Source organism: Candidatus Dadabacteria bacterium, from assembly GCA_026706695.1.
Classification (GTDB): domain Bacteria; phylum Desulfobacterota_D; class UBA1144; order Nemesobacterales; family Nemesobacteraceae; genus Nemesobacter.
Window position 1 is genome coordinate 14,869 of record JAPOYE010000108.1, and the last position, 2,751, is coordinate 17,619.

Annotated in this window: 3 protein-coding genes; 2 read left to right on the top strand and 1 reads right to left on the bottom strand. The window is 40.9% G+C overall.

Annotated features, from left to right (window positions below; translation table 11 throughout):
- Window positions 1-1,072: hypothetical protein (locus OXG10_08455; protein ID MCY3827385.1), on the top strand; the 1,072-nt coding region annotated here is incomplete at its 5' end.
- A gap of 19 nt (window positions 1,073-1,091) precedes the next feature.
- Window positions 1,092-1,931 (top strand): phosphoadenosine phosphosulfate reductase family protein, encoded by an 840-nt coding sequence (locus OXG10_08460; GenBank protein MCY3827386.1) that lies wholly within the window; start codon window positions 1,092-1,094, stop codon window positions 1,929-1,931.
- An 86-nt stretch (window positions 1,932-2,017) separates the two neighbouring features.
- Here the strand turns inward: OXG10_08460 and OXG10_08465 are convergent.
- The coding region (locus OXG10_08465) for a hypothetical protein (protein ID MCY3827387.1) at window positions 2,018-2,751 on the bottom strand (734 nt) is incomplete at its 5' end.

A 2,751-nucleotide genomic window follows, 5' to 3' on the forward strand; every position in this document is an offset into this window, starting at 1 on the left:
CTCCAAAATATATGAACACTGGACATCTCCGCCGTTTGGCATACGTCGCGGGGTACTGCCCATTCTCGCGATGGCTTTCGTAATGACAAACCGTACATCGGTCGCAGTCTATAACGAGGGCATATTCCAGACGGAAATAAACGAATTGGTAGCAGACCTTCTATTACAAAAGAACAGTACAATTCAACTCCGCTGGGTTGACCTAGGAAAGCGCAACGAGAAATTACTCGAGTCTCTGTGGGATGTGGCGAATCAAATCAATGATAATACAGTTCCTCAAAAACCACTTGAGATTGCAAGAGCCCTAGTACGGTTCGCATTTAAACTTCCTACTTGGACAAAAAGAACATCTTCAATTTCTGATGAAGCTCGAAATGTGCGCGGCGTATTGTTATCAGCCAGTGACCCTCTTCAGGCATTGTTTGTAGACCTGCCAATCATATTTGAAGCCGATAAGCTTCAGGGAAATCCGCCTCAGGACAACCAATTCTACAAACACTTCGGCGGATTCATTAAAGATATACTGAAAGAACTCGAAGACGCATATCCGAAAATGATGATGGAGTTACGCAAAAACATGCTTGAAGCACTAGGACAAAGAAATCCAAATCTGGAAAGTTTGCACCTACGGGCAAAAATTGTCCATGGCATAACCGGAAACTTTCGTCTTGATGCATTCGCGGGAAGACTTGAAGAATTCTCGGATGCTCAAGAAGATATGGAATCAATTGCAAGCTTGGCAATCAACAAACCAGTTCGCGAATGGTCCGACAATGACCCTAAAGCTGCTATGCTCCAAATCGCAGACTTTGCACTTAAGTTCCGTCAGGCGGAAATGCTAGCACAGTTAAAAAAGCGAAATCCAACCTCCGAGGCTTTAGCCTTAATGCTCGGTACAGGAGAAAATGGCTATACTATGATTGAAACTTTTGATATCACCGAAGACGAAAAAAAAGAAATCCTAACGCTGGCACGAGATATAGAGTCCGTTCTTAGTAAAAATGGTATTAATAGCAGACAGAAACTAGCCGCTTTAGCGGAAACTTTAAAACATATATCAATAAAGATATAGATATTTAGGAAAAACCACAGTGAAAGAAAAACATGTCTTAGGTTTATCGGGCGGCCGTGACAGTGCAGCACTAGCCGTATTTATGCGGCAGCATTATCCCGATCTTGATATTAATTATTTTTTTACCGACACGGGCAAGGAATTACCGGAGGTTTATGAATTTCTCGGCCACCTTGAGGGATTCTTGGGAAAACCTATAGAGAGACTCAATCCAGATCGAGATTTTGACTTCTGGCTTCGTCAATACGGCAACTTTCTTCCCTCGGCACGCTCTCGGTGGTGTACACGCCAACTCAAGTTGAGACCATTTGAACAATGGATTAAGGATGATTTGGAATCCGGGGTAAAGGTATTTAGCTATATTGCCATCAGAGCTGATGAACCGGAACGACTAGGCATGCAAACCACCCATGTCAACCTTCAGATTAAATTTCCCTTTAGAGAAAATGGAATTGATAAAGCCGGGGTAATTAATCTGCTTGAATCTTCAGGCCTCGGACTTCCCAGTTATTACCGTTGGCGGTCCCGTAGTGGCTGTACGTTTTGCTTCTTTCAACAAAAAATTGAGTGGGTAAGACTAAAAGATGAACATCCAAAAGCTTTTGAAGAAGCAAAATGTTATGAAAAAACTGCTTTAGAACATGGTTCACCTTTTACTTGGAGCGAAAACGAATCTCTTGCGGAACTTGAACACCCAAAGCGAATAGATGAAATTAAAAAAGACTACCAGAAGAGACTTGAGAGAGAGAAAAACCGAAAACAAAGAAACCCACTCCATGAAGGCCTTGAATGTATAGAAATTGATGAAATATACGGAATTCCAGAAGTAGCTGCGTCGTGTATTGTTTGTCACAAATAGTTAGTAGTTTTCCGGTAAAGTATTAACCTCTCTCATAAATCAATTTTCAAGGACATTATGCCCCCGAATTCCTAAAAGTCAGTTCTCTACTTAAAAAGCCGACTCATCTCGTTAATGTACCCATCTACAGACAGCCTAGGTCGTTGAATCAGTTCGGCAAGATCTGCCTCAGTCTTAGAAATCAATTTTTGTCTAGCTTCTGTCAGGATACTCTCTTTTGTCTGCCTATCAACACTAAGAGCGGTGGCAATTCCCAGTATGGCTTCTTCTTCTGTGCCACAACTAGTACATCCAAGAAGTAACGCCAATTTGATAAGATTTAAGTTTTCTGCTTCTACTCGATCCTTTTTTAAAAATATAAAAGTAACATTTGGCCTAGTAGCCTTGATAAACAAATAATCTCCTTGACTCGCTGTATAAGGTTTTAGAACCTGACGTAAAGAACCGATGGATGCTCCTATCGTTGAGGTCAATGGCCAACTCAATGTTATTGCTCCAAAATCTGTTATCAACTCAATCGTTTTTCCAACCTCACATCCAAGTTGTTTTGCAAATGCATTTGGAATTGATCGGCCACTACCACGCATAATGTCTTCATCTATTTTTATTCTCCAGATCCATATTCCTTCATCGGAAAAATAACAAGCTGAAGATTTATTGATATCAGTAGTTACATGAACACAGTTGTCTGCGTCACTGACACGCACAATACCATATTCATCCCTCATAAACATTGGAGTGTTCAAGTATGCCAAAATAGAATTTGAGATATAGTTAAAACTGGTGTATGGAGAACTTGAAAAAAAGCGGCGTATCCGGT